Consider the following 25137-nt stretch of genomic DNA (forward strand, 5'->3'; position numbering starts at 1 on the left):
GACGGTTTAGAAATCACCCGAAACGAGAAAAAGAACCGAAACCGGACAAGTTGGATTCCCGCGCGGGCGGGAATGACGATAAGCATAATTTCAATCTGCCATATTGTCTTTTCACTTGCCTGAAAACAGATTTCAGCCGCCTATCCCTGCATCCGGCGGCTGATGTAGTCGGCAATCAAATCCCGCTTTTCCCAAAAAAACTTCTGCATTTTTTGTTCGGAATACAGTTTGCGGACCAGAGTGGGCAGACCGCTGTGGACGATGGAGGCGATTTCTTTGTTGCCTTTTTCCTCCCGCATCGCCGTCTGAAAATCCATACCCCTGCCTTTCAGATATGCTGCAAGGCGGTTGCGGATGTGGGAATTGAGTTCGATGGATTTGAGCATTTTGCCTCCGTTTTGCGGTAAGGATTTATTCGATTTGTTTATCCGCCTGATTTTATCACGTTTCCCAAGCGGTTTGCCTGTACAATACCGCTTTTCGGCAGGGTGTGGGCGATGATGTTTTCTTGGTTCAAGCTGTTTCACTTGTTTTTTGTCATTTCGTGGTTTGCAGGGCTGTTTTACCTGCCGAGGATTTTCGTCAATATGGCGATGATTGATGCGCCGCGCGGCAATCCCGAGTATGTGCGCCTGTCGGGTATGGCGGTGCGGCTGTACCGTTTTATGTCGCCTTTGGGTTTCGGCGCGGTCGTGTTCGGCGCGGCGATACCGTTTGCCGCCGGCTGGTGGGGCAACGGCTGGGTTCACGTCAAACTGTGTTTGGGCTTGATGCTTTTGGCTTACCAGTTGTATTGCGGCGTGCTGCTGCGTCGTTTTCAGAATTACAGCAATACTTTCTCACACCGCTGGTATCGCGTATTTAACGAAATCCCTGTACTGCTGATGATAGGTGCGCTTTACCTGGTTGTGTTCAAACCGTTTTGACGGAGCATCTTATGCCGATAGAAATAGAACACCGTTTTTTGATTGGAAACGACAAATGGCGGCAATACGCCGATGAGCCGCTGCTGTTGAGGCAGGGTTATCTGTCTGTCGAAAAAGAACGCACCGTCCGTGTCCGCATTGCCGGAAAACGGGCGTGGCTGACGCTGAAAGGCTATATTTCGGAAATCAGCCGCAGTGAGTTCGAATACGAAATCCCGCTTGCAGATGCGGAAAAGATGATGGAAACGATGTGCCCGTTTAAGATGGAAAAATGGCGATATCCGGTCAAATGGGGCGGCAGCCTGTTTGAAGTCGATGTTTTCCTTGGCGAAAACGCGCCTTTGGTCGTCGCGGAAATCGAGTTGCCCGCCGAAAATGCCGATTTTGACCGTCCGGACTGGCTGGGGCGGGAAATCACTGCCGACGGTATGTTTACCAATGCTTATTTGAGCAGGCATCCGTTCTCAAGCTGGAAAAATGCCGTCTGAAGCGGCTTCAGACGGCATTCCCCGACAACCATCGCAAATCCAAAGACAGCCTCTATATCCTTATTTCTGCTTTCTTTGTTCCATTATTCCCAATAAATCCCCATAACCTAAAATCTCGTCATTCCCGCGCAGGCGGGAATCCGGTTCTTTAAACTTCAGTTTTTTCCGATAAATTGCTTTAGCTTTTCGTTTCCGGATTCCCGCTTTTGCGGGAATGACGATGGAAAGATTGTTGTTATTTCGGATAAATTACCCTAACTTTAAAATCCCGGATTCCCATCTTCGGGGGAATAACAATATTTTCTATTTCAGCCCATCATTTGCGGGGGATTTTATAGAGAGTTTATATTTCAATATCTCAAATAATGCACAAAAGCATAGCTCGTGCCTTTGCTGCTGACACGGCGTTCCGTCCGCTCTGCTTCTTTCCAATGCGTCCGGTCTATTTCGGGGAAAAATGCATCTCCTTCCACAGACAAATCCACTTCGGTTATCCGCAAATCGGTCGCCAATGGCATCGCTTGTCCGTATATCTGCGCGCCGCCCATAATGACGGCTTCTTCCGCGCCGGCACACAATGCCAATGCAGCCTCCAAACTTGCCGCCGTTTCCGCGCCTGCCGCGCAATAATCCGTCTGCCGGCTGATGACGATGTTCCTCCGTCCGGGCAGGGGTTTGACGGGCAGGGATTCCCACGTTTTCCGCCCCATAATGACGGGTTTGCCCAAGGTATAGGCTTTGAAAAATGCGAAATCTTCGGGAATGTGCCAAGGCATCGCATTGCCCGCCCCGATGCACAGGTTTTCCGCACACGCCGCAATTAGGGTTATTTTGAGCATATTTCCTCCACAAAAATGCCGTCTGAACGCTTCAGACGGCATTTTATGACATTCTGCGTCAAAAATCTCAACCGGCGCGCGCCATACGTTTTTTGTTTGCACCTGCCAACAATGCCAACAGTTCTTCAGTCGCGTCCCAACCAATACACGCATCGGTAATGCTTTTGCCGTACACTTCCGGCTTGTCCTGCCTGCCTTCGACCAAATGGCTTTCCACCATCACGCCCATAATATTGCCGCCGTCCTGTTCCAATTGGGCGGCAATGTCTTGCGCCACTTCCATCTGCCGGGTGTAATCCTTGCGGCTGTTGGCGTGGCTGCAATCAATCATCAGCTTGTCGGTTACGCCTGCCGCACGCAGTTGTTCCGCCGCCTCACTGACGTGTTCCGCATCATAATTCGGCTCTTTGCCGCCGCGCAAAATGACATGACAGTCGGGATTGCCACCGGTATGGACAATGGCGGAATGCCCGGCCTTGGTTACAGACAAGAAATGATGCGAATGGCTCGCCGCACCGATTGCGTCAATGGCAATCTTCAAATTGCCATCCGTACCGTTTTTAAAGCCGACGGGGCAGGACAGCCCGCTTGCCAATTCGCGGTGAACTTGGCTTTCGGTCGTCCGCGCGCCGATTGCCCCCCAAGAAATCAAGTCCGCATAATATTGCGGCGTAATCATATCCAAAAACTCGGTAGAGGCAGGCATACCCATATTGTTCAACGACAACAACAGGCTGCGCGCCTGAAGCAAACCGAAATTGATATCGAATGTACCGTCCAAATGCGGGTCGTTAATCAAGCCCTTCCAACCCACCGTCGTCCTCGGCTTCTCGAAATAAACACGCATCACAATCAAAAGCTCGTTTTTATACTGATTGCGGAGTTTCAACAAACGCTCCGCATATTCCAACGCCGCTTTCGGATCGTGAATCGAACACGGCCCGATAATGACCAACAGCCGCTTGTCCCTGCCGTGGACCAAATCGGAAATTTCCTGACGGGTACGGTGAACCAAGCCCGAAGCCTCTTTGGAAATCGGCAGCTCGTAAAGATGGGCAATCGGCGGCAACAACTCTTTAACTTCTTTAATCTTAATATCGTCTGTGGGGTAATGGTGTGTCATTTTGCATCTTTCCTGATGGGTTTTATACGCGGCTTAGGTTACATCGTTTACCTCGTACAAACAAGTGCAACATATTACTACAAAGCTATTTTATTTCAAAATAACTGATATATCTTTTTTTATAGATTTTAAATTTCATATTTTTATTATTTTAGGAATTTTATTTCAAATAAAAAGAAACAGATTGATAAAAACAATACCCGCCATTCATTCGGACAAACCTAAAACCGGAATAACCGCAAATACACGGAAACCCTTGAAAAGAAAATGAACGAATTACTTGAGAAAAATAATTTAATTTATAAACAGGCATTTCCCCGCAAATTTTTAACTTATCTTCATTATAGAAAGCAGGACATGAAAAAACCTTACTTGCACTTTCATTGGCAGCCGTTTCTGCCGCCGCAATGGCAGAAGTTCCCAACCTTATCGGCAAGGGAAAATACAAAATCTCTAACGGATATACAAAAAGCAAAGCCGCTGCCAGCGATTTGAAAGAAAAACAACGCACGCCGTCTATCGGTTTCCGTACGGATATGCCGTTTGAGGAACGCCACGGTATGCGTTTTGAAGCGACATACACGATACCTACGACAAACGTAACAGCGTAATAGGCAAAACACTAAAGTGTATGCCGGCTATTACACCCAACCGGTCGGCGAATCCACACGCTTCCGTGGCGGTATCGGTCTGGAATACAGTACATCCAAAAGGTAAACGCCTTACCCTTCAAGTAAACGGCGAAATCCGTCAAGACCCTGGCGAAGACCGGTATCTGACTCCGTGGGCTGAAGCGGCTGTCTATCTCCGCAACAAAAATAAAATAGCAATTGCTTCCCGGCATACCGGCCACACGGTTTTTAAAGCTTTCTGCAAAATAAAGGCAACACCACGATACGACCCGCAACACCCGGCTCGTCTCAGATGGCAGCAAATTCAAAATGACCGGTATGAAGTTCAAGCAACACGGTTTCCTCGCAGCCGCAGCGTTCCCATTCCCTTGCGTATGAGAGACGGCATAAAAGTGCCGCCTTTAAACCGATTTTCAGACGGCATATAGCCAATTAAAACCACACACCCTGCCCCGCTCTAAAACACACATAATAAAACGCCGCCCGACCCATGGTCGGACGGCACTTTGTCGGCGCATACGCCCTATTTTTTAGCTGCGGGCGTTGCCGGTTTGGCGGGGGCCTTGGGCGCGGGCGCGCCGACCGAGGCCTGATCCCTCAGCTTCGCCAGCACCGCGGGGCCGATACCCTTAACTTTCGTCAAATCGTCCACAGACTTAAACGCGCCGTTTTGCGCACGGTATTCCGCAATGGCCTTCGCCTTTGCAGGGCCTATCCCCGGCAGCGCCTCCAGCTCCTGCTGCGAGGCGGTATTGACGTTTACCGCCGCAAAGGAGAAGGCGCAGGAGAACAGCATACAGAACAGCACAAACATCTTCTTCATGGTTTTTCCTTTAAATAAAACCGCATCCTGCGGACGATAAAACGCGCCATTCTAAAATGAATATCCAAAAGTTTCAAGCCGTTCCTCCGCAAACCCGGCCGGACACCGTACGGATACCGTCCCGCCACCCCCGACATTTTTTCCGCACAAAGCAAAGACCCCCGGATTCCGGGGGTCTTCTGAATGGGTGTTTGGCAGTGACCTACTTTCGCATGGAAGAACCACACTATCATCGGCGCTGAGTCGTTTCACGGTCCTGTTCGGGATGGGAAGGCGTGGGACCAACTCGCTATGGCCGCCAAACTCAAACTGTTACAAATCGGTAAAGCCTTAATCAATATATTCGGTGATGACTGAATCAGCCGGTAAGCTTTTATCCCTTGAAGTTCTTCAAATGATAGAGTCAAGCCTCACGAGCAATTAGTATAGGTCAGCTTCACGCGTTACCGCGCTTCCACACCCCACCTATCAACGTCCTAGTCTCGAACGACTCTTTAGTGCGGTTAAACCGCAAGGGAAGTCTCATCTTCAGGCGAGTTTCGCGCTTAGATGCTTTCAGCGCTTATCTCTTCCGAACTTAGCTACCCGGCTATGCCACTGGCGTGACAACCGGTACACCAGAGGTTCGTCCACTCCGGTCCTCTCGTACTAGGAGCAGCCCCCGTCAAACTTCCAACGCCCACTGCAGATAGGGACCAAACTGTCTCACGACGTTTTAAACCCAGCTCACGTACCACTTTAAATGGCGAACAGCCATACCCTTGGGACCGACTACAGCCCCAGGATGTGATGAGCCGACATCGAGGTGCCAAACTCCGCCGTCGATATGAACTCTTGGGCGGAATCAGCCTGTTATCCCCGGAGTACCTTTTATCCGTTGAGCGATGGCCCTTCCATACAGAACCACCGGATCACTATGTCCTGCTTTCGCACCTGCTCGACTTGTCGGTCTCGCAGTTAAGCTACCTTTTGCCATTGCACTATCAGTCCGATTTCCGACCGGACCTAGGTAACCTTCGAACTCCTCCGTTACTCTTTGGGAGGAGACCGCCCCAGTCAAACTGCCTACCATGCACGGTCCCCGACCCGGATGACGGGTCTGGGTTAGAACCTCAAAGACACCAGGGTGGTATTTCAAGGACGGCTCCGCAGAAACTGGCGTCTCTGCTTCCAAGCCTCCCACCTATCCTACACAAGTGACTTCAAAGTCCAATGCAAAGCTACAGTAAAGGTTCACGGGGTCTTTCCGTCTAGCAGCGGGTAGATTGCATCTTCACAACCACTTCAACTTCGCTGAGTCTCGGGAGGAGACAGTGTGGCCATCGTTACGCCATTCGTGCGGGTCGGAACTTACCCGACAAGGAATTTCGCTACCTTAGGACCGTTATAGTTACGGCCGCCGTTTACCGGGGCTTCGATCCGATGCTCTCACATCTTCAATTAACCTTCCGGCACCGGGCAGGCGTCACACCCTATACGTCCACTTTCGTGTTGGCAGAGTGCTGTGTTTTTAATAAACAGTCGCAGCCACCTATTCTCTGCGACCCTCCGGGGCTTACGGAGCAAGTCCTTAACCTTAGAGGGCATACCTTCTCCCGAAGTTACGGTATCAATTTGCCGAGTTCCTTCTCCCGAGTTCTCTCAAGCGCCTTAGAATTCTCATCCTGCCCACCTGTGTCGGTTTGCGGTACGGTTCGATTCAAACTGAAGCTTAGCGGCTTTTCCTGGAAGCGTGGTATCGGTTGCTTCGTGTCCGTAGACACTCGTCGTCACTTCTCGGTGTTAAGAAGACCCGGATTTGCCTAAGTCTTCCACCTACCGGCTTAAACAAGCTATTCCAACAGCTTGCCAACCTAACCTTCTCCGTCCCCACATCGCATTTGAATCAAGTACAGGAATATTAACCTGTTTCCCATCGACTACGCATTTCTGCCTCGCCTTAGGGGCCGACTCACCCTACGCCGATGAACGTTGCGTAGGAAACCTTGGGCTTTCGGCGAGCGGGCTTTTCACCCGCTTTATCGCTACTCATGTCAACATTCGCACTTCTGATACCTCCAGCACACTTTACAATGCGCCTTCATCGGCCTACAGAACGCTCCCCTACCATACGTGCAAGCACGTATCCGCGGCTTCGGTTATAGATTTGAGCCCCGTTACATCTTCCGCGCAGGACGACTCGACCAGTGAGCTATTACGCTTTCTTTAAATGATGGCTGCTTCTAAGCCAACATCCTGGCTGTCTGGGCCTTCCCACTTCGTTTACCACTTAATCTATCATTTGGGACCTTAGCCGGCGGTCTGGGTTGTTTCCCTCTTGACAACGGACGTTAGCACCCGCTGTCTGTCTCCCGAGGAACCACTTGATGGTATTCTGAGTTTGCCATGGGTTGGTAAGTTGCAATAACCCCCTAGCCATAACAGTGCTTTACCCCCATCAGTGTCTTGCTCGAGGCACTACCTAAATAGTTTTCGGGGAGAACCAGCTATCTCCGAGTTTGTTTAGCCTTTCACCCCTATCCACAGCTCATCCCCGCATTTTGCAACATGCGTGGGTTCGGTCCTCCAGTACCTGTTACGGCACCTTCAACCTGGCCATGGATAGATCACTCGGTTTCGGGTCTACACCCAGCAACTCATCGCCCTATTAAGACTCGGTTTCCCTACGCCTCCCCTATCCGGTTAAGCTCGCTACTGAATGTAAGTCGTTGACCCATTATACAAAAGGTACGCAGTCACACCACTAGGGCGCTCCCACTGTTTGTATGCATCAGGTTTCAGGTTCTGTTTCACTCCCCTCCCGGGGTTCTTTTCGCCTTTCCCTCACGGTACTGGTTCACTATCGGTCGATGATGAGTATTTAGCCTTGGAGGATGGTCCCCCCATATTCGGACAGGATTTCACGTGTCCCGCCCTACTTTTCGTACGCTTGGTACCACTATTGAGATTTCGAATACGGGACTGTCACCCGCTATGGTCAAGCTTCCCAGCTTGTTCTTCTATCTCGACAGTTATCACGTACAGGCTCCTCCGCGTTCGCTCGCCGCTACTTGCGGAATCTCGGTTGATTTCTTTTCCTCCGGGTACTTAGATGGTTCAGTTCTCCGGGTTCGCTTCTCTAAGTCTATGTATTCGACTTAGGATACTGCACAGAATGCAGTGGGTTTCCCCATTCGGACATCGCGGGATCATAGCCTTATTGCCGGCTTCCCCGCGCTTTTCGCAGGCTTACACGTCCTTCGTCGCCTATCATCGCCAAGGCATCCGCCTGATGCACTTATTCACTTGACTCTATCATTTCAAGAACTTCTTTGACTTCGTCTGTCTACCCGTTGACTAGGGAAACAGACTTGAAATTCCTACTCTGATAAAGCTTACTGCTTGTTGTGCCTTAATCCTGCCTTTTGTGTTTCAGGATTAAGTCGATACAATCATCACCCAAATTCTGTGTTTGTCTTCTTTTCCCTCTCGGGAGATTTTTATCCTTTGCAAAGGGTAAAAATCAAAACAAACTCATTGTCTTTGTTTGTTGATTTCGGCTTTCCAATTTGTTAAAGATCGATGCGTCGTTATTTTACTCCGCAAATCAAAATAAGTTGCTATAAAATATAAAAAAATAAAAGCAACAGGATTACTTTGATTTGCAAAGTTTTGGTGGAGGCAAACGGGATCGAACCGATGACCCCCTGCTTGCAAAGCAGGTGCTCTACCAACTGAGCTATGCCCCCGTTATTGGTGGGTCTGGGAGGACTTGAACCTCCGACCCCACGCTTATCAAGCGTGTGCTCTAACCAGCTGAGCTACAAACCCGGATTCTCTTCTCAAGCGAACCTTGCCTTCACTCAAGCTTCTTCCGCATCTTTTCAGTTTACCGATAAGTGTGAATGCCTAAAGCCCCTTCTTTCTCTAGAAAGGAGGTGATCCAGCCGCAGGTTCCCCTACGGCTACCTTGTTACGACTTCACCCCAGTCATGAAGCATACCGTGGCAAGCGGCCTCCTTGCGGTTAGCCTACCTGCTTCTGGTATCCCCCACTCCCATGGTGTGACGGGCGGTGTGTACAAGACCCGGGAACGTATTCACCGCAGTATGCTGACCTGCGATTACTAGCGATTCCGACTTCATGCACTCGAGTTGCAGAGTGCAATCCGGACTACGATCGGTTTTGTGAGATTGGCTCCGCCTCGCGGCTTGGCTACCCTCTGTACCGACCATTGTATGACGTGTGAAGCCCCGGTCATAAGGGCCATGAGGACTTGACGTCATCCCCACCTTCCTCCGGCTTGTCACCGGCAGTCTCATTAGAGTGCCCAACTGAATGATGGCAACTAATGACAAGGGTTGCGCTCGTTGCGGGACTTAACCCAACATCTCACGACACGAGCTGACGACAGCCATGCAGCACCTGTGTTACGGCTCCCGAAGGCACTCCCCCGTCTCCGGAGGATTCCGTACATGTCAAAACCGGGTAAGGTTCTTCGCGTTGCATCGAATTAATCCACATCATCCACCGCTTGTGCGGGTCCCCGTCAATTCCTTTGAGTTTTAATCTTGCGACCGTACTCCCCAGGCGGTCGATTTCACGCGTTAGCTTCGCTACCAAGCAGTCAGGCTGCCCAACAGCTAATCGACATCGTTTAGGGCGTGGACTACCAGGGTATCTAATCCTGTTTGCTACCCACGCTTTCGGGCATGAACGTCAGTGTTATCCCAGGAGGCTGCCTTCGCCATCGGTATTCCTCCACATCTCTACGCATTTCACTGCTACACGTGGAATTCTACCTCCCTCTGACACACTCTAGCCACCCAGTTCAGAACGCAATTCCCGGGTTGAGCCCGGGGATTTCACATCCTGCTTAAGTAACCGTCTGCGCCCGCTTTACGCCCAGTAATTCCGATTAACGCTCGCACCCTACGTATTACCGCGGCTGCTGGCACGTAGTTAGCCGGTGCTTATTCTTCGGGTACCGTCATCAGCCGAGGGTATTAACCCCGACCTTTTCTTCCCCGACAAAAGTCCTTTACAACCCGAAGGCCTTCTTCAGACACGCGGCATGGCTGGATCAGGCTTGCGCCCATTGTCCAAAATTCCCCACTGCTGCCTCCCGTAGGAGTCTGGGCCGTGTCTCAGTCCCAGTGTGGCGGATCGTCCTCTCAGACCCGCTACTGATCGTCGCCTTGGTGGGCCTTTACCCCGCCAACCAGCTAATCAGATATCGGCCGCTCGGATAGCGCAAGGCCCGAAGGTCCCCTGCTTTCTTCCTCAGAAAATATGCGGTATTAGCTGATCTTTCGATCAGTTATCCCCCACTGCCCGGTACGTTCCGATATGTTACTCACCCGTTCGCCACTCGCCGGCAGTAGTGCAAGCACTACCCCGCTGCCGTCCGACTTGCATGTGTAAAGCATGCCGCCAGCGTTCAATCTGAGCCAGGATCAAACTCTTATGTTCAATCTCTAACTTTTTTAACTTCTGGTCTGCTTCAAAGAAACCGACAGGACAATGTTCAAAACATTATCTTGTCTGTCTTTCAAACAGTGTGAGGCCCAAGGCACTCACACTTATCGGTAATCTGTTTTGTTAAAGAGCGTTTGAACTGCTTCATCACCGCCGCTTCGTCAGCAGCGAAGACGCGAACTATACGCTTGAAGAGATTTGCGGTCAACCGTTTTCTTGAAAAATTTTTATAAAAATACTTATCATATTGTTTATAAATTGATTTATATCTATTAACCTGCTTTTGCCATATAAAATTCTTCCAGCGCATGAGAGATATTTTCAGCCTGCCATGTATTTTTCAAAGGTGCGGTAATTTCGATTTCTTGTTATTGATAGGTAAATTGTATTTTCCATGCATACAGAAACATAGTCTCGGATTCCGTCCCTCCATATAAGCTGTCTCCCAAAATAGGACTGCCCGGGCTTTTCATTGCTATTCCCAACTGAAAAATACGAGAATTATTTCGATTGACGGGGGGGGGGGGAGTTATCCTATACTATTGATACTGAATGAAATCATATAAGGTAATGTTATGTATGTAGGTCGTACCGCGATAGCGGCTAGTGTTTTGTTAATGAGTGCTTTTTCTTCTTATGGGGCAGGTTCTACTTTGCAAGAAGATAATGATAAATTATCGTGGGGTACTGGTGCGTCAGCATCGGGGGCGTTTTCTATTGCTTTAGGAAGAAAAAGCGCTGCCAGTGGTACGAAAGGAATTGCAGTAGGTGTTTCTTCAAAGGCAACGGCATTGAATGCAGTAGCGATTGGTACTGAAAGTAAGGCAGAGAATAAGTATGCGGTCGCATTAGGAGCGAATTCTGCTGCCAGTGGAGAGAAATCCTATGCAGTAGGGCATAGTTCTGTGGCTTCTGCACCAAATTCTATGGCGATAGGGCCAAGTAGTGTTGCCAGCGCAGAGGGCAGTGTTGTAATTGGCAATTCAGGACAAGTAAAACTAAAAGCAGATCAAGGGATTGCGGTAGGTTCTGAGGCAAGGGTAAATGCAGAACATGGTATTGCGATTGGTAAAGAAGCCAAAGCAGGAGGCGAAACAACGAACCCACAGTTCAATGGACCGGCATATTATGCGGACACTATTGCTGTTGGGTATCAAGCAGAGGCTAACAAAGGTGGTGCTATTGCTTTGGGAAAACAAGCAAAAGCAACGAAACAAAAGGGAATGGCACTTGGCGTAGAATCAGAAGCTGCCGGTGCTTTCAGTACCGCTGTGGGTAATGAAAGTAAGGCAAAGGGGCAAGGCAGTGTAGGTCTCGGTAACCAATCTAAAGCAGAGGCAGATTTTGCGGTGGCTGTGGGGAATAAGGCTGAAGCGACTAAGGAAAACGCGCTTGCCATTGGCCGATACGCAAGGGCAAACGGAAATCATTCTGTAAGTTTAGGATCTTATAGTGAAATAAAAGATGGTGTGAGCAATTCTGTGGCACTGGGGTATGGTTCAGTAGCTAGTGAAAATAATGTTGTCTCTGTTGCCTATAAAGAAACACCACAATCTACAGAACTTTCCCATAGAAGAATTGTGGGTGTTGATGATGGTGCCAATGATTTTGATGCCGTCAATGTCCGCCAGTTGAAAGCGATGCAAGGGCAAAATATGGCGGATCTGTTTTCAGTGCGTAGCGAAGTGCACGGTGTGGCAGCGAGTAGCGCAGCCCTATCGGCACTGACCCCGTTATCCTATGATGCAAACAATCCGACGCAGTTTATGGTCGGTTTCGGCACATACAAAGGCCGTCAAGCTGTGGCATTAGGATTGTCCCATTTCGTTAATGACCGCTTTATGGTAAAAGTGGGCGGAACTTTAGGCGGAGGCAATAAAACGGGACATATGATGAATGTAGGTCTGACTTGGAAATTTGGAACGAGCCAAGGTGTTCCGGCTACAAGTGATAAGGTGCTTATGGAACAGTTGATACAAGATAATCGCCAATTGAAAGCACGATTGGAGAAATTAGAAGCCCGTCTAAATGCTATGTAGCCTTGTGGCGATAGCGGTTTACCGGGTATATCGCCAATGATAAAGTGCATCATCGGCAATCCTTTGATAATATTCAATGAACTGCCAACACCTCAGCAAGTTTGAACCCGAATATGCCTGACAGGAACTTTCTGTCAGGCATTTTTGTGATGTTCTGCAATCATTTTTTGATACACGGCCGGCGGCACATATCTTTTGACGGTTTCCGTCCAGCCTTCCGGCCCGACCAATCCTTTGACCATAGTGGAGGATACTTCGGCGATTTCGCGCGGCGGCATAAGGAATACGGTGGATATTTCGGGGGCGAGGTCGCTGTTGATGTGGCGCATAGAGCGTTCGTATTCATAATCGGAGGCGGAACGGATGCCGCGTACGATGAATCCTGCATCTACCTCACGGGCGTAATGCACCAAAAACCGGTTTTCAAATACATCGGTTCTGACGTTAGGAAACATTTTAGTAATATCGTGCAGCATATCCCGCCTTTCGGCTATCGTGTAGGTGCTGCGTTTGTCGGGATTAATGCCGATGGCGACGATGAGTTCGTCAAACATAGATTGCGCCTGCCGTATCATCCACAGATGCCCCAATGTGGGCGGATCGAAACTGCCGGCATAAACGGCGCGGCGCGGTGTATTCGGTAACATTTGATTCCTCCCAGCCTCATAGCCGGCTGTGTGTTGGTGCGTGTGCATCCGTATTGTATGCCCAAAGTAAAATGCCGTCTGAAGCATTTTCAGACGGCATAGCCGGACGGCGTTTTGCCGGCATCAATCCTCGCCGTTTAAGGACAGCAGGATGTTGAGCAGGCTGCTGAAGATGTTATAAAGCGAGATAAACAGTGTCAGTGCCGCGCTGATGTGGCTGTCTTCGCCGCCGTCGATGACGGTGCGTACCTGCCACATAACCATTAAGGAACTGAACAAGACAAAACCGGCGGAAATGGTCAGGGCAAGTGCGGGAATACCCAAAAACAGGTTGGCGATTACGGCGACCATCAGAATGACTGCGCCTACGGTCAGGAAGCGTCCGAGTGCGTTCATATCGAGCTGGGTCCTGCGCGCCAAGGCGGACATCGTTAAAAAGACGGCGGCGGTCATCGTGGCGGCAATGCCGACGATTTTCGCACCGTCGGCAATATGAAGCGCGTATTGCAGCACGGGGCCGATCAATACGCCCATACCGAATGTGAATACCATCAGCAGGGTAACGCCAGTATTGCTGTAACGATTTTTCTCGATGAAGTGGATCATACCGTAGAAAAACGCCAGCACGACGGCAAACCCTATCCAGCGCGAACCGAAGGCGGCGTAAAAATTGAAGCCGGCATTGGCGGCAAGTGCCGCGCCTGCGGCTGCCGGAATAAATGAAAATCCGAGCAGGCGGTAGGTTTTCTGCAGGACGGTGTTTTTAGAAACCGTATGCGCGGTGTAGTCGTAAACGTCGTGTTGCATATCATCTGCTCCTGAAAGCGCGGTTGGAAATAACGGGATTTTAACATTGCCCAATGTCAAAATTTGTCCGGTTGCGTGAAGATAAAGTTGTCCGGCGTATTTTAAAGGCCGTCTGAAACAGGTTCGGACAGCCTTTTATTTGAAGCAGGAAACCGTTTATTGCGGAACATACCCCTGAACGGCATCCGCGCCGTCGCCGAAGAAATACTGCTCCATCTGCTGAGCCAGGTATTCGCGCGCGCGCGGATCGGCGAGGCTTAAACGGTTTTCGTTAATCAGCATCGTTTGGTGGCGCGTCCACGCCGCCCACGCTTCTTGCGATACGTTTTCAAAAATGCGCTTGCCCAATTCGTTGGGAAGCGGCGGAAATTTCATGCCTTCGGCTTCTTTGTTGAGCTTGACGCAGAATACCATGCGTGCCATAGCGGATTCCTTTGCTGTGTGTTCAGAAATAACGGGGGGATTTTAACCGATTGGGAGTGCGGACAAAAGCCTTCTTATTCCCGATGGTAGGGATGGTTGTGCAGGATGGAGGCGGCGCGGTAGAGTTGTTCGGTCAGAAGGACGCGCACCATCCCGTGCGGCAGGGTGAGGCTGGACAGGCGCATCATCATGCGCGCCTGTTGTTTGAGGCGGTCGGTCATACCGTCCGCGCCGCCGATGACGAAGCAGACGTGTTCGCCGTTTTGCTGCCAGCTTTTGAGGTGTTCCGCCAGCTCGACGGAGGTCGGTGCTTTGCCGCGTTCGTCAAGGACGACGAGGAACGCGCCTTGCGGTACGGCTTCGAGGATGCGTTTTTCTTCCGCCGCCATACCTTGGGCGGCATTCACGCCCGCACCGCGTTTTTCGGGTTTGATTTCTTTGAGTGCGTAGGCGACGTCGCGTCCGAAACGTTTGGCGTATTCGGCGACGGCTTCGTCAACCCAGCGCGGCATTTTGGTGCCGACTGCCAAGACGGTGATGTTCAATGCTTTCTCCCTGACAGGAAAATGCCGTCTGAACATTCAGACGGCATCGGGAATCAGTCTGCCGCGTGCCACGGCTTCTGCATTCCTGCGTGAAAACTCGGTTTCTCTCCGCCCCACAGGGTGTCGATGTCGTAGAAGTCGCGCACGGCGGGGAGCATAACGTGGACGACGAGGTCGCCCGCATCGACCAGCGTCCATTCGCCGCTGTCGCCTTCGGTGCTGAGGATTTCAAAACCGGCTTCTTTCAAATCGACGGCAACGTTGTTGGCCAGCGCTTTGACTTGGCGCGTACTGTCGCCGCTGGCGATAATCATTCTGGCAAACAGCGAAGTTTTGTCTTGCGTTTCGAGAACGGAAATGTCTTTGGCTTTGATGTCTTCGAGGGCGTTGACGGCGACCCCGACCATTTTTTGCAGGTCTTGCAGTTCTTGTTCGTTCATTATGTTCCTAACGGGATGTTTTCAGACGGCATTATAGCCGTTCCTTACTGATTTGACTTTTCGGGTTGATGTTTTTCCTCAAAAATTACTCAATTAAGTACTAATCCCGCAGGATTATTAGTATTTTTTTATATCTATCTTTTAGATATTCACTTTTTGTTTCACTATATTTCAAACTGAAGTATTGAATCAATTCTGACTTATACATCATAGGTACAAAGTAAATGTATTCTTCGACCAAGTTAGTAAAGTATTCCGCAGAAGTCTTTTTAGGAGAGAGTTTAGGTATACTCATAAAATAGGTCCATTTATTCGGGAATTCCTCAAACATTTTCATCTTAGGGAGATGAAATGCTACAAAAAGAGCTACTCCCTTATATATTGCACCCCATCAAGGGGCGCAAGTCTTTACAAACATCAAGCCCCTTTAACTCTAGCCAGTGAAGGGGCTTTCTTATGTGCATCGCATTTTATACCGTTAATCCCGATCAAGACGAATATCAAAAATCACGCGCTTTCATCGTGCGTATTTTCGTAGATGACGAATTAACCGAAACAAAAGCATTTCCTATTACAAATCCGCAAAACACATATAAAACAAGGCAAGAAGCCGAAGAATACGGCCGTCTGACTGTCAAGGCTCTTATGGATAAGCAGGAGAAAACCGCATGAGAGCCGAAGAGAGAGCAGAAACGGCGGGGGCGTGTGTGGGCGCGCCTTGCGCGCCGCAGACGACCCACGCCGTCGAATGCCCCCCTAGGCTAATAGGGGGGGAGCAAAAAAACCCTAATCTGCAGGGTGGGGAACAGCCCATAGAAATTCTTGAATCGCATCAAGTCGAATTTGAATATTTTTCCCAATACGTAACCGACGGTAAAGGCCGTCTGATAGAAATTCCGCTAAGACGCGGCAGGGAAGACGGTGCATTCATCGACCAGATCACATTTACGATACATGAGGAATCCATACCCAAAGTAACCCAAAAAGCCTATGTAACAGATGCCGAGTACCTCGCAAAGTACAGCGAATTGCTGCAGGAAATTCTAGGTTTCGGCATCAGTGCAAAACTGCCCTACAAAGGCAAATTTTTCTATAAGTCCTGCTATCAGCTCGGCCCGCAAAATGTTGAGTATGGCAAAGTCCACTACGGCGGCCAAAGAGAAACCATACTTGTAGAGCTGAACGGCACCGGCTGCACAGCAGCAAAACCCGGTTGGGAAAACAGGCTTTATGAATTTCTGCAAAAGTGTGTCCGGCCAAAAATAACAAGGGTTGACGTATCACATGATTTTTTCAATGGAGAGTACACGCCCCAGCACGCTTTAACCGACCACGATAACGGCCTTTTTGATTGCCATAACGTCCGCCCGAAAAGCGAATGTAAAGGCGTTGCTTGGAGACACGAAGACGGCAGCGGCAAAAGCTTCTACATCGGCAAACGCGGAAACGCCAAATACACAAGGATTTACGAAAAAGGCAAACAGCTAGGCGATAAATCAAGCCCGTGGGTTCGATTTGAAACAGAGTTCAGAAACGGAGATATAGAAGTCCCCATAGACATACTGATTCATGCCGGTTCGTATCTTGGCGGAGCGTATCCCGTCTGTGAACAGATATTCAAATGCGAAGCCAAGCGCATGGATTCAACGGTTAAAGAGGTCAATCTCACGTTTGAACACAAACAATTTTACGCAAGGCAGCAAGTCGGCAAATGGGTCAATTTTTTAAAAGACATCGGTTGGACGGCCGAAGATATCGTCAAAGACCTAACTAATGGCGTTGAAGGCTATCCCAAAGGTCTCCAGCCCGAAGAATACGACAGCAGCAAAGCCAGTGTTTTTTATATCCATGATGAGCAAAAAGCCATAAACGCCCTGAATATCGAAGTCTTAGAGTTTGAATTAAATCAGGAAAAGCAATACGAGTATCCGCAAGACAGGCATAAACAGCATGAGCGCGATTACGACAAAGAGCAGTATCAAATATCAGACCAGTTAGACTACTGGAAATATCTATAAATCAAAGAAAGGAAATACCCATGTTTGATCAATTACAAGTAATCAACTATCCCGCCACACTCTTGGGCGCAAAACAGTTTAAAGGTGAGATTGACGGCAACAAAATCGATACCTGTACCGTACTGGTAGCAACCCCTATGCCCGCAAACGGCAACAGCGTAGGTTTTACCGCCGCCAGCATGAAGTTTGGCGAAAGCCACAATTTCGATCGGCTGAAAAACCTCAAATTCCCCTGTTCCGTAAATGTAACCGTCGCAATGGAATCTACCGGCAAAGGCTTAGTACCCAAGCTGCTTGATTTTGAAGTGAAAGGCGCGGCGACCAAAGCCTAAGGCAGAAAGTCCGGAATATGAGCAGCTATCAGCAAAAATTTATTGTTCAGGAACTGGAAAACTATGAATTCATCTTCCCCAATCAGTTAGGCGATATTGGATTTACCCAAAATCTGAAAGAAGCCGGACAGTATGAAAACTATGAAGACGCATTCAATGCCGGATTAGAAGAGATTGGCGGACATTTTCAGATTTTCAGCTTATACATCAGAGAAGAATAAAAAGTTAACAGGCTCGGCGGGCGGTCTGTAAAACCTTCACAAAGCCCGCAAAACCATTTTTTTAACCGACTAAGGAAAAAATCATGAAATTCATGAATAACCTGAAAAAATACGGCGCGAAAATCGCCGCTTTCGCAGCTGCTCCGTTCGCACTGGCAGCAAATACCTATGCAGCATTGCCCGAACCTGCAAAACAAGCATTAGAAGGCGCAAAAAATGACGGTCTGGAAGCCGGTTGGCTCGTTATCGGCGTATTCGCGGCACTGTTTGTGATCGCGATTGTAAAACGTGTAATGCGATAAGGTCGGCAAAATGTACTACCAAGTTGGAAATCAGTGTTTAGAGCAGCATCAGGCCGAAAACGTCTATTTCAGCTTGGTAGTACCTAAAATAACTGAAGACGGGAAAATCATAAAACCCGAATACAACGGCAAAGATTGGAAAATAGACGGCCAAATCATCAAGGCCGATTTACCTGAATGCGACCCGTCCGAAAACCTGAAAGACGGCATGTATATAGGCTGGCTGATTTTCGGAATCGCGGCATCCGTCTATTTCGTAATCGTGATTAAAAGGCTCTTGAGATGATGGATTTTTATTTTTATGTCGGTCTTTCCGTTCCGATCATCATCGCCGCCATCCTGTTCAAGGATTGATATTCAAAACGGTTAGGCAGATAATCCTACTTCCGAACAACAAAAAAGGAAGTTGGAATCATGTTTATCACTGAAGCGCAATTGGCTCTTTATAAGTATCAGGCTGCATCTAAATATTTTAATAAGCCGATGTCTTTAATTGCGAGAAATGAATTTATTGAGTTTGGAAAAGTTTCAAAATCTGCTGTAAGTGTCATTGAATGTTTTTCACATTTTTGGAATAGAAAAATTTATAATGATATTTGGGAATTTTCTTTTCCAGATGGCTCTACAATTTTAATAAAACGAGTTAAGGAAAAAGATGAAGAAAAATACTATTTCCAATGTGCATCTGATAGCGTTGATTGCTCTAGCTTATTTCCCGATTAATGCTTTTTCATCAAATGAAAATTTGAAAGTTGTTAAAATTCCTAATTCTTCAGTTAATGTAATTTGGGATGCAAATAAAGATGTTGTCGATAGATTTTCTAGAAGCAGTGGCGGCGACTTCTTTGGTTTTAGAAGAATAGAACCGGCCATCATCGAACACACTCCCACCGGACTCCGCTCCGCCTCCACTCTCCCCGCAACAATAGAAAGTACCGTCTCCCGCGCCGGAGTCTTGGCAGGGGTCGGCAAACTCGCCCGCTTAGGCGCGAAATTCAGCACGAGGGCAGTTCCCTATGTCGGCACTGCCCTTTTAGCTCACGACATTTACGAAACATTTAAAGAAGACATTCAGGAACAAGGCTATCAATACGATCCCAAAACCGATAAATTTGTAAAAGGCTACGAATATAGTAATTGCATTTGGTACAGGGTGGGAGATTACCCCCATGAAAAGTTGGTAAATGATTCCTGCTATGGCGTCGACAGTTCGACTATGCGCCTTATGTCAGATTACAGCAGATTCCCAGAAGTTAAAGAACTGATGGAAGCCAGAATGGAAATTCTCGGCAGAAAGTATTGGGAAAAGTTAAGAAATCGTCCTGATATGGTTAGTTACAAAAATTACAATTTCGGACCTTGTGAATTCGGCTGGAACGGCGGAGGTTGTTCAGTTCATAAAGGAGATGATTATAGAGGTTTTATCAATTTTTCACTTTCAAGAGATCCAAAATACAAAGAAGAAATGGATGCCAAAAAGCTGGAAGAGATTTTATCCTTAAAAGTCGATGCCAATCCCGACAGATTTATCAAAGCAACAGGCTTTCCGGGCTACAAGGAAGATGTCAAAATCGAAAACGGCAAAATCGTAATGCTCGGCCCCGTAACAGGCGAAGACGGAAAGCCCAAGCAGATAAAAATCACATTCGGCCAAGACGCACAAGGCAACACAACGGCATCGGTAGAAGAGATACAGCGTCCCGATCTCACACCCGGAAGCGCAGAAGCACCCGAAATCAAGCCGAATCCAGCGCCTACGCCCGAAACCAATCCAAAGCAAAAAGAAAACCCGCGCGAAGCAGATCAAGACAATCCCAAACCCACGCCCACACCGGGCGAAACACCAAGCCCGAACGAAAGCCCGAAAGATCGGCGAGAAGAAAAGAAACCAGACGGAAACGGCGGATTGCTCTGTGATCTCTTTCCTACAATCTTAGCCTGTGCAGATATGGGCGAACCTTCAGAAAACGATTTTGAAGGCATAGCCATACCCAAAGCCGTAAATGAAGAAACGTGGTCGCCCGATAACATGTTTTCGTCAAGCGGAGTTTGTCCGAAAGACAAAACATTCCACGTTTTCGGAAAAGCGTTTAACGTCAGTTATCAGCCATTGTGTATATTAATGGAAAACGTCAGATTTGCCGTTATCCTCGGTTTTATCATCATGTCCGCGTTTATCACATTCGGATCATTGAGAAAGGAATAAAATGCCGGCTGCTCTAATTCCATTAATCGCATTTCTGTTAAGAATGCTGATAGTAAAGATCATCATTGCAACAGGACTAACGTTTGTATCATTCGCCGGCTATATTGTCGCATTGAATAAATTCAAAGAATACTTTTTAAATGCGGCAAACTCCATGCCTGAAGACATTTATAACCTTCTACTGATAGGCGGATTCGGAACAGGTTTTAACTATCTTTTCGGTGCGTTCTCTTTTTGGGTAAGCATGAAAGCATTGAACAAACTGACAACAGTATTACCGAAAGGATAAAAATGATTTATCTGATTACCGGCAACATGGGAACCGGCAAAACATCAAAAGCAGTTTCAATGATTTTAAACAACGAAGACGGATTGTTTAAAATGAAACTCGAAGACGGAACAGAAGTAGATAGGCCCTTATATTTTTGCCATATCGACGGACTAGACGCAAAAAAGTTCAACGCACACGAACTAACAGAAGAACAAATCATGTCCGCGCCGCTAAGAGACATCATCCCTGATGGCGCGGTTCTGATAGTAGACGAAGCACACTATACCTATCCGGTAAGATCATCAGGCCGAGCCGTACCGCCTTATATTCAAGAATTAACAGAATTAAGACATCACGGCCATACGGTTATCATGATGACACAACACCCGCAGCAGCTTGATATCTTCGTTAGAAACCTGATATCCAAGCACATCCATTTAGAAAGAAAAGCATTAGGAACAAAACAATATTCGTGGTACAAATGCGTAACCAGCTTAGAAAATCCCGCAGCTGTTTCAAATACAGAATCGAAGAATTTCACACCGCCCAAAGAAGCATTTAAATACTACAAATCATCAAGCCAGCACATCAAATTTAAGAAAAAAGTACCGTTGGCCGTTTGGGCTTTAATTCTGATAATCGGATTTATCGGCTGGAAAATCTATACAGTTTATGGAATATCACAAAAAGCCATAAATCCAGAACAGTTTGAAACAACATCACAAGTTTCAGCATCAGAGCCGATAAATAAAGAAGCAGATTTAAATACAGCAGTACAATCACAAAAAATCAATCAGGATTTGAAAGCAGACGATTTTATCCCGACGTTGGCCGAAAAACCCGAATCCAAACCGATTTACAACAACGTCCGCCAAGTCAAAACCTATGAGCGTATCGCCGCATGTATCGAAGGCGGAAAAACCGGCTGCACCTGCTACAGCGATCAAGCAACACCGCTGGAAGAAGTAACAAAAGAAATGTGCAAACAGTACGCAAGAAACGGCCTACCCTTTAATCCATACAAAGAACAGGACAACAGCGCAAACAACGCGCAAAAAGCCCCTACAACGTCCTAAGCGGGCGCGAAGTTCGAGCCGCAAAGCGGCGCGGTTGTCGGCGCAGCGAATTAAGAAAGGCCGCTGCATGGCGGCCTTCTAATCGTGGGTTATTGACTAAACAGCATGAACACGGATAGAATAAACCGCGTATCTACCGATACAGTCAAATGCAGTTTTCCGAGGCTAACGGTAATTCGCATTTTAAAATTTCCTGTAAAGTTTAAAACTTGGCAGGAATGCAAAAATCCCCTAGTTCGCGCTCGGGGATTTTGCTTATCCCCACCGCTCTACAAATTGTCATATCATCAAATCTAAGTCATATCAATCTACCTTTCCGCGCTTGCCGCGCCTGTTTGAGTTTCAGAAACCTTTCCCAGCCCTTCAGGACGGAGGAGCTAGGGCGGGGGAAAATATCTAGCGGAATTGTTTTTTTTTACTGCTTTCAGTCCGGTTTTCGCTGAGGTATGGGGGGGCGTTTGACAGAGAACGGCCGATAAAAAGGTGCAAGGGGGAAGTTTTGTAAAGATTTGGAGTGCTTTTTTCCAAATCTTTATGAATACCCCCTTGCACCTTTTTATCGGTTGTTCTCCAATCGCACACAAACCCCATGCCTGCGAAAACCGGACTGAAAGCAGTAAAAAAACACAATGCAGCGGGTCGCAACAGCAATTTTTAAATAAACCAGCAAATACAAAAAATTAATTCATACGATTCTGATATACTTCAAACGTCTCGGAATAGCTAACCGACGACAAAGCCGCCGAACCTGATTACTTCCTAATCGCAAGATTGAAAGAAAGATAAGGACGGCGGTTTTCTTATGTTTGAAATTGAGAAACATCAAAGGCATTAAAGCCTGAATCGTAAGGAAAATTAACATGAGAAACGCAGTAGGATTAGACATATCCGCAAAAACATTTGATGTCGTTACCATAATCAACGGCGAAACCGATTACAGAAAATTCAGCAACGATGAACAAGGCTGCAAAAACCTGAAAGAATGGATATCGGCAAAAAGAGAAAAAGACATATACGTATGCATGGAAGCAACAGGAAACTACTACGAACAGGCCGCAGACTGCTTGGCCGAAGAATACCACGTATCAGTAATAAACCCGCTAAAAATCAAAGCCTATGCACAAAAGCGATTCAGCAGAGTCAAAAACGACAAACAAGACGCAAAACTAATCGCAGAGTTTTGCCAAACAGCATTAATAGAAGAGCTGCCAAAGAGAGAAAAACCGACTGAATAGCAATACAGCTTGAAAAGACTGCTATCACTTCAAAGCCAACTTTTAGAACAACAGACATCGCAAAAAAATAGAATCAAAGCAGCAAAAGATTCATTTGTACAGAAAATACATGAAAAACAGCTAAAAGAACTTGAAAACCATCTAAATGCAGTAAAAAAGAAAATCGACCAAACAATCAAATCAGACAAAAAAATGAAAGAGCTGACAAAACGGTTAGAGACAATACCGTCAGTAGGCAAAACAACAGCCATATCGCTAATGAGCTACCTTATTAACAGCACATTCGAAAACGCAAAGCAGTTTACAGCCTATGCCGGATTAAATCCGCATCAAAACATATCAGGGACAAGCGTCAACAAAAAAAGCAAAATGACCAAATACGGAAACCGAAGAATACGCGGATCCCTGTTCATGGCCGCATTAGTCGCATTCAAAAACAACTACTTTCCAGCATTCACAAACAGGCTGAAAAAAGCCAAAAAGCCCAAAATGCTGATCATCGGCGCATTGATGAGAAAAATTTTAGTCGTTGCATTTAATCTTTATAAAACAGAAACCGACTTCGATAAAACACGTTATCAGACGGCTTAGCTAACCGAACTGATAAAAACAGCAAAAGCGGATTGTAAAAAATCCGCTTGGATTTTTGTATTCCGAAAAAATGTAAAACTGAATAGCCAATAAAAACAACAAGATAATAAATTTACAATTTATTTTGTTTGAATAATAAAGAAACATCTTTCTTTGAATATTCGCTAACATAAGGCGATATATTTCCTCACTCTCAGGAAGCTTATACCTCCACATCATCATCCCAAGAGCAGATACTATACAGCGATTGATTTTACTGTTTTCCGCATACTTATTTGCTATTTGCACCAAAACACCCGCAAATTGAACATCTCTAAAAAGCTCCGTATAATAAGAAGACATTTCTTGCCTAGGCTGTTTCTCAAAATCAACAAGAAGCTTTTCGATCTCTTCGCTTGTTTGAGTTTCCCAATTCTCAATATGATGCTTCAGTTCGATTATTTTATTAACTCGAAGTTTAGTTTTGCTGTTCATATTTCTAGTGAGTATTATTTATCATAATTTTTCGTATAGCCGGTGTTCTCGGATATAACGGGCGGCGGCAGGCGGTATGCCGTCTGAAACGCCTTGGCCGGCAAGGTTGCGGCGGATTTCCGTTGACGACACATTATGCATCGGGGCGGACAAGATGCGGACGCTGCCGTCCTGAAGCGCATTGCCCAGCCATGCGTGCAGCTGGTGCGGGGCGTGTTTGAGGCTGCCGCCCTGCCGCATGGCGACGGCGATATTGGTTTCGCGCACGAGCATCTGCCATTTTTTCCAAGTATGCAGCTTCATCAGGCTGTCGCTGCCCATCAGCCACCAGAGTTGCGCCGAGGGGAACTGCTGACGGAAAATTTGGACGGTGTCGAAGGTGTAGGTTGCACCTTCTCGGACGATGTCGCAGTCGCTGACGGCAAAACGCGCGTCTTCTGCCGTCGCCAGTTCGACCATGGCAAGGCGGTCGGCTGCGGAAGCGGAGGCGGCATCTTTGTGGTACGGGCCGCCTGCCGGCAGGAAAACAACCGTGTCCAAGCCGATTTCGTCGGCAAAGGCGCGGGCGATATGGAGGTGTCCGTTGTGTATCGGGTCGAAAGTGCCGCCGAAGAGTCCGATTTTCTCCATCATACTGCCTCCCTTGAAATGCCGTCTGAAACGCCGTCCCGCACCACCGTGGTCAGTTTGCCGGTAACGGGATGGATAATCAGCCCGTGAACGGCGATATGGCGCGGCATCAGCGGATGGTGGCGGATGAGTTCGACCGTGTGGCGCACGCTGTCTTCGACGTTGTCGAAACCGGTCAGCCAGCCGTCGAGGTCGATGCCGGCATAACGCAGGGTTTCGATGCGGTCTTCGGGAATCCGGCTTTCCCGGACGCGCCCGAGGAATTCTTCGGCATTCAGCCCCTGCATCCCGCAATCGTGATGGGCGATGACCATAATCTCTCTGACCTTCAGTTCAAACACGGCGACCAACAGGCTCCTCATCACCGAACCCCACGGGTGCGTAACCAGCGCGCCGGCATTTTTAATCAGCTTGGCATCGCCGTTCCTCAACCCCAAAGCATTGGGCAGCAGCTCGATAATCCGCGCATCCATACAGGACAAAACTGCCAGCCCGCGTTCGGGGTATTTGTCGGTAAAGTATTTTTCATATTCGCCCGATTCGACAAACTGCCGGTTGTGGGCAAGGATGTTATCCAACTCGCTCATTTTGC

Annotated in this window: 26 protein-coding genes, 2 tRNA genes, 3 rRNA genes and 3 pseudogenes; 16 read left to right on the forward strand and 18 right to left on the reverse strand. The window is 47.8% G+C overall.

Annotation, left to right across the window (positions count from 1 at the left end; genetic code table 11):
- Positions 1-140 precede the first annotated feature (140 nt).
- On the reverse strand, positions 141-386 hold the full coding sequence (locus tag FGL10_RS07265) for a hypothetical protein (protein ID WP_002226028.1): 246 nt from the start codon (positions 384-386) through the stop codon (positions 141-143).
- 111 nt (positions 387-497) lie between these two features.
- Here FGL10_RS07265 and FGL10_RS07275 point away from each other — a divergent pair, with 111 nt between their 5' ends.
- Positions 498-926, forward strand: a complete 429-nt coding sequence (locus FGL10_RS07275) for a CopD family protein (protein WP_003711424.1) — start codon at positions 498-500, stop codon at positions 924-926.
- A gap of 11 nt (positions 927-937) precedes the next feature.
- A complete protein-coding gene (locus FGL10_RS07280) occupies positions 938-1414 on the forward strand; it encodes a CYTH domain-containing protein (protein WP_003711425.1) in 477 nt (158 codons plus the stop codon).
- Positions 1415-1764: 350 nt separating this feature from the next.
- On the opposite strand, the gene FGL10_RS07285 is transcribed toward FGL10_RS07280, so the two are convergent.
- Together FGL10_RS07285 and aroG are read right to left on the reverse strand one after the other, a co-directional pair.
- A complete protein-coding gene (locus tag FGL10_RS07285; RefSeq protein WP_004467510.1) occupies positions 1765-2253 on the reverse strand; it encodes a dihydrofolate reductase in 489 nt (162 codons plus the stop codon).
- Between the two features lie 67 nt (positions 2254-2320).
- Positions 2321-3376 (reverse strand): 3-deoxy-7-phosphoheptulonate synthase AroG, encoded by a 1056-nt coding sequence (aroG, locus tag FGL10_RS07290; RefSeq protein WP_004467512.1) that lies wholly within the window; start codon positions 3374-3376, stop codon positions 2321-2323.
- Between the two features lie 407 nt (positions 3377-3783).
- On the opposite strand from aroG, the gene FGL10_RS12095 reads away from it, so the two are divergent.
- Both FGL10_RS12095 and FGL10_RS12930 read left to right on the forward strand, forming a co-directional pair.
- Positions 3784-3987, forward strand: coding sequence for a hypothetical protein (locus FGL10_RS12095; protein WP_003714034.1), 204 nt, complete (start codon positions 3784-3786; stop codon positions 3985-3987).
- 16 nt (positions 3988-4003) lie between these two features.
- The gene (locus FGL10_RS12930; RefSeq protein WP_308029116.1) at positions 4004-4093 is read left to right on the forward strand and encodes a hypothetical protein; all 90 of its coding nucleotides are present in this window, start codon (positions 4004-4006) and stop codon (positions 4091-4093) included.
- A gap of 438 nt (positions 4094-4531) precedes the next feature.
- On the opposite strand, the pseudogene FGL10_RS07305 reads toward FGL10_RS12930, so the two are convergent.
- The 7 genes and pseudogenes from FGL10_RS07305 to FGL10_RS07340 all read right to left on the reverse strand — a co-directional run.
- Positions 4532-4986 (reverse strand): annotated as a pseudogene (locus tag FGL10_RS07305) (helix-hairpin-helix domain-containing protein).
- Between the two features lie 34 nt (positions 4987-5020).
- Positions 5021-5134 (reverse strand): 5S ribosomal RNA (gene rrf / locus FGL10_RS07310).
- Between the two features lie 96 nt (positions 5135-5230).
- Positions 5231-8122, reverse strand: a 23S ribosomal RNA gene (locus tag FGL10_RS07315).
- A 361-nt stretch (positions 8123-8483) separates the two neighbouring features.
- Positions 8484-8559, reverse strand: a tRNA-Ala gene (locus FGL10_RS07320).
- Positions 8560-8564: 5 nt separating this feature from the next.
- Positions 8565-8641 (reverse strand) — tRNA-Ile (locus FGL10_RS07325).
- Between the two features lie 100 nt (positions 8642-8741).
- Positions 8742-10282, reverse strand: a 16S ribosomal RNA gene (locus FGL10_RS07330).
- The 16S, 23S and 5S rRNA genes sit together here with 2 tRNA genes alongside, the layout of an rRNA operon.
- Before the next feature lie 278 nt (positions 10283-10560).
- A pseudogene (locus FGL10_RS07340) lies at positions 10561-10776 on the reverse strand (TIGR01621 family pseudouridine synthase); the annotation flags it as partial.
- An 87-nt stretch (positions 10777-10863) separates the two neighbouring features.
- Between FGL10_RS07340 and FGL10_RS07345 the strand changes: the two are divergent.
- Positions 10864-12327, forward strand: coding sequence for a YadA-like family protein (locus FGL10_RS07345; RefSeq protein WP_003711407.1), 1464 nt, complete (start codon positions 10864-10866; stop codon positions 12325-12327).
- Between the two features lie 134 nt (positions 12328-12461).
- On the opposite strand, the gene coaD is transcribed toward FGL10_RS07345, so the two are convergent.
- The 5 genes from coaD to rsfS form a co-directional block, all read right to left on the reverse strand.
- Positions 12462-12974 (reverse strand): pantetheine-phosphate adenylyltransferase, encoded by a 513-nt coding sequence (gene coaD / locus FGL10_RS07350; protein ID WP_036470654.1) that lies wholly within the window; start codon positions 12972-12974, stop codon positions 12462-12464.
- Positions 12975-13097: 123 nt separating this feature from the next.
- The gene (locus tag FGL10_RS07355) at positions 13098-13781 is read right to left on the reverse strand and encodes a Bax inhibitor-1 family protein (RefSeq protein ID WP_003711410.1); all 684 of its coding nucleotides are present in this window, start codon (positions 13779-13781) and stop codon (positions 13098-13100) included.
- Positions 13782-13937: 156 nt separating this feature from the next.
- The gene (locus tag FGL10_RS07360; RefSeq protein WP_002214948.1) at positions 13938-14204 is read right to left on the reverse strand and encodes an oxidative damage protection protein; all 267 of its coding nucleotides are present in this window, start codon (positions 14202-14204) and stop codon (positions 13938-13940) included.
- A 74-nt stretch (positions 14205-14278) separates the two neighbouring features.
- A complete protein-coding gene (gene rlmH / locus FGL10_RS07365) occupies positions 14279-14749 on the reverse strand; it encodes a 23S rRNA (pseudouridine(1915)-N(3))-methyltransferase RlmH (protein WP_002251643.1) in 471 nt (156 codons plus the stop codon).
- 53 nt (positions 14750-14802) lie between these two features.
- On the reverse strand, positions 14803-15189 hold the full coding sequence (gene rsfS, locus FGL10_RS07370; protein WP_002214954.1) for a ribosome silencing factor: 387 nt from the start codon (positions 15187-15189) through the stop codon (positions 14803-14805).
- 456 nt (positions 15190-15645) lie between these two features.
- Between rsfS and FGL10_RS07380 the strand changes: the two genes are divergently transcribed.
- The 11 genes and pseudogenes from FGL10_RS07380 to FGL10_RS07430 all read left to right on the forward strand — a co-directional run bounded on the left by FGL10_RS07380 (position 15646) and on the right by FGL10_RS07430 (position 23441).
- Positions 15646-15861 carry a hypothetical protein gene (locus FGL10_RS07380; RefSeq protein WP_003711415.1) on the forward strand — a complete coding sequence of 72 codons (216 nt, stop codon included), beginning with the start codon at positions 15646-15648 and terminating at the stop codon, positions 15859-15861.
- On the forward strand, positions 15858-17207 hold the full coding sequence (locus FGL10_RS07385; protein ID WP_003711552.1) for a replication initiation factor domain-containing protein: 1350 nt from the start codon (positions 15858-15860) through the stop codon (positions 17205-17207). Before FGL10_RS07380 ends, FGL10_RS07385 begins: the two co-directional genes overlap by 4 nt.
- A gap of 20 nt (positions 17208-17227) precedes the next feature.
- Positions 17228-17539: a hypothetical protein gene (locus FGL10_RS07390; RefSeq protein ID WP_003711554.1), complete on the forward strand. Its 312-nt coding sequence runs from the start codon at positions 17228-17230 to the stop codon at positions 17537-17539.
- Between the two features lie 17 nt (positions 17540-17556).
- Entirely contained in the window at positions 17557-17760 is a 204-nt protein-coding gene (locus tag FGL10_RS07395) for a hypothetical protein (RefSeq protein ID WP_003711556.1), read from the forward strand.
- Positions 17761-17843: 83 nt separating this feature from the next.
- The gene (locus FGL10_RS07400; RefSeq protein ID WP_003711558.1) at positions 17844-18062 is read left to right on the forward strand and encodes a major capsid protein; all 219 of its coding nucleotides are present in this window, start codon (positions 17844-17846) and stop codon (positions 18060-18062) included.
- 10 nt (positions 18063-18072) lie between these two features.
- A complete protein-coding gene (locus FGL10_RS07405; RefSeq protein ID WP_003711560.1) occupies positions 18073-18348 on the forward strand; it encodes a hypothetical protein in 276 nt (91 codons plus the stop codon).
- Positions 18349-18476: 128 nt separating this feature from the next.
- On the forward strand, positions 18477-18785 hold the full coding sequence (locus FGL10_RS07410; protein ID WP_003711561.1) for a DUF1132 family protein: 309 nt from the start codon (positions 18477-18479) through the stop codon (positions 18783-18785).
- The gene (locus tag FGL10_RS07415) at positions 18718-20268 is read left to right on the forward strand and encodes an IgG-binding virulence factor TspB family protein (protein WP_138251443.1); all 1551 of its coding nucleotides are present in this window, start codon (positions 18718-18720) and stop codon (positions 20266-20268) included. The genes FGL10_RS07410 and FGL10_RS07415 overlap by 68 nt, the downstream gene beginning before the upstream one ends.
- A 1-nt stretch (position 20269) precedes the next feature.
- Positions 20270-20557, forward strand: a complete 288-nt coding sequence (locus FGL10_RS07420) for a DUF2523 domain-containing protein (protein WP_036475189.1) — start codon at positions 20270-20272, stop codon at positions 20555-20557.
- A 2-nt stretch (positions 20558-20559) separates the two neighbouring features.
- Positions 20560-21615, forward strand: coding sequence for a zonular occludens toxin domain-containing protein (locus tag FGL10_RS07425; protein ID WP_036475113.1), 1056 nt, complete (start codon positions 20560-20562; stop codon positions 21613-21615).
- An 860-nt stretch (positions 21616-22475) separates the two neighbouring features.
- Positions 22476-23441, forward strand: a pseudogene (locus tag FGL10_RS07430) (IS110 family RNA-guided transposase).
- On the opposite strand, the gene FGL10_RS07435 reads toward FGL10_RS07430, so the two are convergent.
- The 3 genes from FGL10_RS07435 to FGL10_RS07445 are packed head-to-tail and all read right to left on the reverse strand — an operon-like array spanning position 23442 to position 25132.
- A complete protein-coding gene (locus FGL10_RS07435) occupies positions 23442-23915 on the reverse strand; it encodes a hypothetical protein (RefSeq protein ID WP_003710883.1) in 474 nt (157 codons plus the stop codon).
- A 21-nt stretch (positions 23916-23936) separates the two neighbouring features.
- Entirely contained in the window at positions 23937-24545 is a 609-nt protein-coding gene (gene nadD, locus FGL10_RS07440) for a nicotinate-nucleotide adenylyltransferase (protein WP_036470277.1), read from the reverse strand.
- The gene (locus FGL10_RS07445; RefSeq protein ID WP_003710879.1) at positions 24545-25132 is read right to left on the reverse strand and encodes a beta-class carbonic anhydrase; all 588 of its coding nucleotides are present in this window, start codon (positions 25130-25132) and stop codon (positions 24545-24547) included. The genes nadD and FGL10_RS07445 overlap by 1 nt, the downstream gene beginning before the upstream one ends.
- Positions 25133-25137 lie beyond the last annotated feature (5 nt).

It is taken from the genome of Neisseria lactamica (assembly GCF_901482445.1).
Lineage (GTDB): Bacteria > Pseudomonadota > Gammaproteobacteria > Burkholderiales > Neisseriaceae > Neisseria > Neisseria lactamica.

Coding starts and splice junctions, on each gene's coding strand:
- FGL10_RS07265 (WP_002226028.1), bottom strand. CDS start 386: ATGCTCAAATCCATCGAACTCAATTCCCACATCCGCAACCGCCTTGCA.
- FGL10_RS07275 (WP_003711424.1), top strand. CDS start 498: ATGATGTTTTCTTGGTTCAAGCTGTTTCACTTGTTTTTTGTCATTTCG.
- FGL10_RS07280 (WP_003711425.1), top strand. CDS start 938: ATGCCGATAGAAATAGAACACCGTTTTTTGATTGGAAACGACAAATGG.
- FGL10_RS07285 (WP_004467510.1), bottom strand. CDS start 2,253: ATGCTCAAAATAACCCTAATTGCGGCGTGTGCGGAAAACCTGTGCATC.
- aroG (WP_004467512.1), bottom strand. CDS start 3,376: ATGACACACCATTACCCCACAGACGATATTAAGATTAAAGAAGTTAAA.
- FGL10_RS12095 (WP_003714034.1), top strand. CDS start 3,784: ATGGCAGAAGTTCCCAACCTTATCGGCAAGGGAAAATACAAAATCTCT.
- FGL10_RS07345 (WP_003711407.1), top strand. CDS start 10,864: ATGTATGTAGGTCGTACCGCGATAGCGGCTAGTGTTTTGTTAATGAGT.
- coaD (WP_036470654.1), bottom strand. CDS start 12,974: ATGTTACCGAATACACCGCGCCGCGCCGTTTATGCCGGCAGTTTCGAT.
- FGL10_RS07355 (WP_003711410.1), bottom strand. CDS start 13,781: ATGCAACACGACGTTTACGACTACACCGCGCATACGGTTTCTAAAAAC.
- FGL10_RS07360 (WP_002214948.1), bottom strand. CDS start 14,204: ATGGCACGCATGGTATTCTGCGTCAAGCTCAACAAAGAAGCCGAAGGC.
- rsfS (WP_002214954.1), bottom strand. CDS start 15,189: ATGAACGAACAAGAACTGCAAGACCTGCAAAAAATGGTCGGGGTCGCC.
- FGL10_RS07380 (WP_003711415.1), top strand. CDS start 15,646: ATGTGCATCGCATTTTATACCGTTAATCCCGATCAAGACGAATATCAA.
- FGL10_RS07385 (WP_003711552.1), top strand. CDS start 15,858: ATGAGAGCCGAAGAGAGAGCAGAAACGGCGGGGGCGTGTGTGGGCGCG.
- FGL10_RS07390 (WP_003711554.1), top strand. CDS start 17,228: ATGTTTGATCAATTACAAGTAATCAACTATCCCGCCACACTCTTGGGC.
- FGL10_RS07395 (WP_003711556.1), top strand. CDS start 17,557: ATGAGCAGCTATCAGCAAAAATTTATTGTTCAGGAACTGGAAAACTAT.
- FGL10_RS07400 (WP_003711558.1), top strand. CDS start 17,844: ATGAAATTCATGAATAACCTGAAAAAATACGGCGCGAAAATCGCCGCT.
- FGL10_RS07405 (WP_003711560.1), top strand. CDS start 18,073: ATGTACTACCAAGTTGGAAATCAGTGTTTAGAGCAGCATCAGGCCGAA.
- FGL10_RS07410 (WP_003711561.1), top strand. CDS start 18,477: ATGTTTATCACTGAAGCGCAATTGGCTCTTTATAAGTATCAGGCTGCA.
- FGL10_RS07415 (WP_138251443.1), top strand. CDS start 18,718: ATGAAGAAAAATACTATTTCCAATGTGCATCTGATAGCGTTGATTGCT.
- FGL10_RS07420 (WP_036475189.1), top strand. CDS start 20,270: ATGCCGGCTGCTCTAATTCCATTAATCGCATTTCTGTTAAGAATGCTG.
- FGL10_RS07425 (WP_036475113.1), top strand. CDS start 20,560: ATGATTTATCTGATTACCGGCAACATGGGAACCGGCAAAACATCAAAA.
- FGL10_RS07435 (WP_003710883.1), bottom strand. CDS start 23,915: ATGAACAGCAAAACTAAACTTCGAGTTAATAAAATAATCGAACTGAAG.
- nadD (WP_036470277.1), bottom strand. CDS start 24,545: ATGGAGAAAATCGGACTCTTCGGCGGCACTTTCGACCCGATACACAAC.
- FGL10_RS07445 (WP_003710879.1), bottom strand. CDS start 25,132: ATGAGCGAGTTGGATAACATCCTTGCCCACAACCGGCAGTTTGTCGAA.